Source organism: Cohnella luojiensis, assembly GCF_004564235.1.
Taxonomy (GTDB): Bacteria; Bacillota; Bacilli; order Paenibacillales; family Paenibacillaceae; genus Cohnella; species Cohnella luojiensis.
In genome coordinates, this window is sequence record NZ_SOMN01000065.1 from 1 (window position 1) to 5,810 (window position 5,810).

4 protein-coding genes are annotated in these 5,810 nt (G+C 43.3%); all 4 read right to left on the reverse strand.

Annotation, left to right across the window (positions count from 1 at the left end; genetic code table 11):
* Nucleotides 1–190 precede the first annotated feature (190 nt).
* Nucleotides 191–910: a hypothetical protein gene (locus tag E2980_RS23465; RefSeq protein WP_135154634.1), complete on the reverse strand. Its 720-nt coding sequence runs from the start codon at nt 908–910 to the stop codon at nt 191–193.
* 50 nt (nt 911–960) lie between these two features.
* Nucleotides 961–4,155 carry an RHS repeat-associated core domain-containing protein gene (locus E2980_RS23470; RefSeq protein ID WP_135154635.1) on the reverse strand — a complete coding sequence of 1,065 codons (3,195 nt, stop codon included), beginning with the start codon at nt 4,153–4,155 and terminating at the stop codon, nt 961–963.
* A gap of 141 nt (nt 4,156–4,296) precedes the next feature.
* Nucleotides 4,297–4,647, reverse strand: a complete 351-nt coding sequence (locus E2980_RS23475) for a hypothetical protein (RefSeq protein ID WP_135154636.1) — start codon at nt 4,645–4,647, stop codon at nt 4,297–4,299.
* Between the two features lie 638 nt (nt 4,648–5,285).
* Entirely contained in the window at nt 5,286–5,633 is a 348-nt protein-coding gene (locus tag E2980_RS25230; protein WP_135154637.1) for an RNA 2'-phosphotransferase, read from the reverse strand.
* Nucleotides 5,634–5,810 lie beyond the last annotated feature (177 nt).

Here is a 5,810-nt window from a genome sequence, read left to right on the forward strand (position 1 = left end):
CGGAAGCATTAGATCGACTGTTGCCGTGGTCATCGTCGTTACCTCTCGCTTGCCGAGTCTTTAAATCATAAATCAAGCATACCGTAGCCCTCATCTCGAATACAGGTGGGGGCTATTTGACGCTTACGTCAAAAAGGCATATACGATCATTTGTATAGTAACTAAAAGCTTGTATAACATGCTTTCCCATTTACAACCTTTCTCGCAACCCATCAATCATTTCCGTTAACGAATAAGGCCCATAATCAGGCTTTCCCCAGAACCTGGATACGAAAAAGATTGGGTTCGATTTTATGCTTTTTATACCTGCAATATCGACAATAAAGGGAAGTTGATTGGGCCCATCTAACGACCAGCGACCGCCGAACGTTAATCGAATATACTCTCCAAGTTCATAAGACTCATTCATAATTATTTTCCAATCTGGTTCTTTTGTGCCTTCATTTGAGCTTTGATGGATATTGCTTTCAATCAGTTTAATGATATTAGGGTCGCCAAAGTCATATTTATTTGCACCAACCGATTGTCTAGATAAAATTTCCGTCCAAAATTCTCTATAGATTTCTTTACTAGGAAATACGTCTGGTTTACTCATAACATTTAACCAATCTAGACCTTTATTGATAATAATACCTGTTAATATTTCAAGCACAGAATAGAACGTATCATCGTCACTATACTCCAATGTATCCGGAATATCTTTCGCTAAGTCTTTGGTATACATCGTTTCTAAACTAACAGATGTACTTAACAAGAATCGAATTCGATTAGGATTTGAACCAATCTTCTCGAAGCAAACAGATTGGAGGACTTCTCCAACCTTTCGAGTAAAAGCCCAACTCACTGAATCCCGTTTACCTGAATACTCAAAACCGAACATATCCAATTTTGGTAATACAATTTTCTTCAATCCCAATAAAGTTGAAATTGTACTTCCACACCTTTCTGGTATTTTCTAATTTATGCTGATACCGGAGGTGCACCTGGCAATCTAATATTTTTTATTCCAGGTGCAATTCGAGAAATAATAAACGCAATAACAACACTTGCTGCACCAGCTATCACTTTTTGTGCGTCTTCAATATTGATTCCTGATGGTTTGTCTTTGATTTCAAAAAAAATCATACCTGGATCAGAATCATATGTCCGCAACTTTACAATTTGTTTAGTAAAACCTGGCACAACTAATATCATACCATTTGGATCAAATGTTGTTCCTGGTTGAGCGTTATATCTTTGGGAAATAAATCCATCAATATACTCCTGTAACTGAGCTTTTGCTTTCACATTAGCCTCTTTTTGTTTTGTCATGTTTACATGGAGAGGTCTGGATTGGGTAATTGGTTTTAATTCATATACTTCGCGCACCCCATTATGATCCAACACCATGTCCGCTCTACCATAACCAGATTTTGTCGTCTTTAATGGAACCAGCACTTCTGTCGAGGCCTTCATACCGCTTTGATTTGCATAAATAGCCAAGAAAACCGATTCTACTGTTATATGAATTAGTATGCCATCTTTGCTATTGTATCCCAATCTTGGTTCAGGGTCATTTTTCGGCTTACTCATATCAACATAATGCCCTGTAGGATCAGTATACTCAATCGGATTACTATGAGCATACGTATAAAGATTTAAAGTAAGCGGATTCCCAATCTCCCCCTCATACGTATCCTCACTAATAAACCGAGCAGGACGAGGATCGTAATACCGCGCTTGTAGATAGTAGTATTGCGTCTTCCTATCGAAATAGTATCCTGCATATCGGAACGGGTTTTCTTTGACGAGGTCGGTAGTGATGTCTTTGGTTGGTTCCGTTTCTTCCGTCAGGATGGCAGACAGATCCAAGGTTATGATCGGAGTTTCCGCAGATTCTCCTTCCGTTAGAGTTGTGCTTTCCGTCGCCTCTTCTTCTGAGAGTTCTTTTCCATTGCCTTTACCATTACCGTTCCCGTTGCCAGGATGATAATCCGGCTCCGTATTACCGCTGTCGTCTTCCGGCCCCTGTACCGAGCCCGGGCTCCCGTTGCCAGTACCGAGATCGCCGATCCAGCCGATGCCTTCACGGACACGCTCGCCGTAGCGATTGTACATACGGGTGACGAGACCCCAAGCATCGTACTCGTAGCGGGCAGCGATGTTGCCGTCTTTGTCCGTCATGGCCATAACGTCACCGTGTCCGTTATAGACATACCAGAACGTCTCGCCTTTGTAAGTGATGGACAACGGACGGTCGTTCGCATCAAACGTATACGACTTCGTTACTTCGCCAAGTGCGTTCCGCTCTTCAGTAATGACCCAAGTATCGCCTTTGTAGGTGAAATTGGTTACGTCCTGCGTTTCCCCCGTATGATTGAATTGCGTCTTGCTAGTACGTCGTCCCAGCATGTCGTACGCGTACTTCTCGCCAAAACCATCCGGGAACGTCACTTTCGTTAGTTGTCCGAGCGCATTCCATTCGAATTTGCTGCGGCTGTCTGTTAGCAGACTGCCTTGGTCGTCATACGTATAGTCGTATTCCTCGTAACGGGTCAGGTTCTCCCGATGGACGAGTTGATTGCGGGTATTATACGTATAATTCGTCCCGATAACGGTATATCCTTTACCGACTTCGCGGATGCGTTCGAAAAGTTTCGTGTGCTCGCCTGGCGGTAGATTGACTTCGCCATTCACGACGTTGTCGATCGCGGCTAAAATATGCTCCATTTGACCTGTCTCGAACAGGCTATCAATGTCACCTCCGCCACCTAGCTTCTTGTACAGACCGAGCTTCTTGCCGTTACCTTTCTCTAGCGATTTCAGCCAGCCGCAGCCGCCGCCATTGTCGCTATTGTCTTTGCCGTTTCCGTTGCCATTATCCTTATCCTTACCATTGCCATTGCCATTGTCGTTCCCTCCGCCGTTCCCGTTTCCGCCGGAGTTTCCGTTTCCGTTAGTGTTATCGTTACCGCCTGAGTTACCGCTCCCTCCGCCATTACCGTTTCCGCCGGAGTTTCCGTTTCCTCCTCCATTGCCGTTCGAGGAAATGTGAACTTCGCCGGATGCGCCGGTTTTCCCATTGCCGTTACTATTACCATCACCATTGTTATTACTGTTTCCATTGCCATTATCGTTCCCATTACCTTTACCGTTCCCGTTCCCGTTCCCATTCGGTTCGCAGGAAGGAGCACCGCTGTCCGGTTTGGACGATTTGCCCGGCTTTACCCCGAACGATTCAAGCACCTTCTGAACGAGCTCTTCCGTCGTGATAACTTGGTTCTTGTCCTCTACGGTTCCTTGAATAACAGCTTTGCGGACAGTCCGGTTACCAGCGCCGTCGTATTCATACAGGATTACGTCACCGTCTACCGTTTCCACCCGCTGCAGCTGCTCCCGGTCATTATAGACATAACCAGAAGATCCGTTTTGTTCTTGAACACCGGTAATAAATTCACGTGCATTGTAATTATACGCGCTGGCATGCAATGCCTCATCTGCGCGGGTCGTCTTTTGCGTATCGATCAGATGGCCCGGTTTATAATCGACGGAAGTTACCGTTCCGTTCGGATATTTTACCGCCGTTACGTAACCGTCGGCATCGTACTCGTATTCATACTTGTACCCTTTGCTGTCGGTATAACTCGTCGGACGGCCGTTTAGATCGAGCTCATATTCCGTACGTTCGCCGTTCACGATCTCGGCTATCTTTTCCCCGTTATCGTTATACTCATAGACAACGGTATCGCCGTTCGGATACGTTGTCTGTTGCAATTGGTTGTTATCGTAATAGCCGTAATTGATCGTTCCGTTCTTATCAGTACGGGTCAGCATATTGCCCGCTTTGTCATAGGTGTAGGCGTACCAAGTACCGTCGTTGTAATCCTCCCGAACCTTACGGTTCATGAAGTCGTATTGATACTGCGTCGTCAGGCCGCCCGGTTTTTTCTCGACGATGACGTTGTCATTCGGATCATACTGGTATTCGAAAACATCCTGGCCCGACTCACCGCGTACGACTACCTTCTGAAGACGGCGTCCTAGCTCATCGTAGTCGTAGGAAGTCAGTTGGGTGTTTCCATCTTTCTGGCTATTGCCGAGGTCACCAATCCAGCCGATGCCTTCGCGAACGCGTTCGCCATAGTGGTTGTACATGCGGGTGACGAATTTTACCACTCCTGAAACGAGTCGAAAATTTTGGTGAAAGAAAACCACATGGAGTTGTTACACTCGCATGTGGCCAATAAAATGCCTGTTCTCTATCCTATTATCTGGAAACTAAAATGTAAACAAGGCACGCAGAAGCGAAATTTCGTACTATTCCTTAAATGATAGCAGTTCTTGTCTAAGTGCATTCAATTCTGCTAATTGGCGTTCAACGAGAACATCGTTTTGTGGGTCATTCAGATTTCGGAATTTAATTTTAGCAAAATAATATCTTGTGATTGCCCTCATCTTGCTCTTGATTTCTTCTGATCGAGGAGGATGTTGTTTATCCATAAACGAGTTTATTTTTTTTCTCTCTTTTTCTGTATAGATGTCCTTATTTTTAATTACATCCTCTAATGTATCAAGAATAATGGTTGCTTCCTCATAAAAACTTTCTTTTTTGTTATCCGAGCAACCAAAAACACATAGCAGACAAATTAGAATCATAAGATTTCTCATGTTCAACTCCTCGTATTAATTTTATGTGGAATTACTTACCTTCCTCCTCTTGACCTTCCTGCCCACCACGGCCTTTTCCTTTTCTTTTATAATCAAAATCAACAAAATAGTAATCGTGTGCCGCTACCATCGCATTAAACGTTGAACTGCTTCTTTTTTCCCATCATTATAAATATAAAAGTCATAAACTATTTTCACTGGCCCAATTGACTCAATTCCCATATAGATATCATTGGGATGAAACTCCGGATAGTCGGGATCAAAAGGAGTGTTGTCTAAATCGATAATTCTAATATCATCAATTCTTGATATCCAATACCCCTATTATAATCGGTTAATTTTTCGTACTTTTTAAGTTGCGCTGCAGCATCTTCATAAAGACCGTCTCCAATTTCCCGGCCTAACTTCTTTGGAAACCAACTTCTCCAGTACCTTTTTGCTTTCACTTCCACATAAAACCATTATGAACAATGTCTATTTCGTATCGTTTTACTGGATACTCAAGTTCTGGTAACGTGCTTGTATCATTTTTGTTCCAATAACTTTTTCGTATGGAAAAATGGTACACCCCCGCTATTAGCGAGGTTGTACCACAAGAGTTATTACTTTTCGTTATGGGATGAAAATGAAAATTTCTACTACTCATTGTCCAGATTAATATAGGCAGGAGGAATACCGTCAGACAAGTAGACTGAATGATTACCTTGATAAAATGAAATTCCAGCACTACATGCCTTCTCAGAATTAATTATTAGCAAGACCGGGGTCGTATCCTTCCTTCTCCCAACCATTAGCGCTATCTCCCTCTCTTTGGAGAGATGAACAAATTGTCTTCCCATCGGCTTCAAGCCTTGATCAAAAATAGTATACATTGGCGGAACATTGACAAATCTGCACTCTAACATCAACTCTTCTTTCTTAATGGGTAAGTGAATCACTAGTTCTCGTAAGATAAGAAGAAAAACCACATGAAGTTTCACTCGCATGTGGTAGAATAATTTATTCGATTATATCAGAGTAGGTTAATCCCTTTGGGTGTTACCGCTCACGCACTTTGTCGGTGCAATAATCACCGTCAATGACGTGAGCATTTGTATGTCAGGCACGTCAGGCAGGTGGAAGGTGTAACGCCAATCACTCACACTAAGGAAAACCGGCGAGTT

Coding starts and splice junctions, on each gene's coding strand:
- E2980_RS23475 (WP_135154636.1), bottom strand. CDS start 4,647: ATGAGAAATCTTATGATTCTAATTTGTCTGCTATGTGTTTTTGGTTGC.
- E2980_RS25230 (WP_135154637.1), bottom strand. CDS start 5,633: ATGCGAGTGAAACTTCATGTGGTTTTTCTTCTTATCTTACGAGAACTA.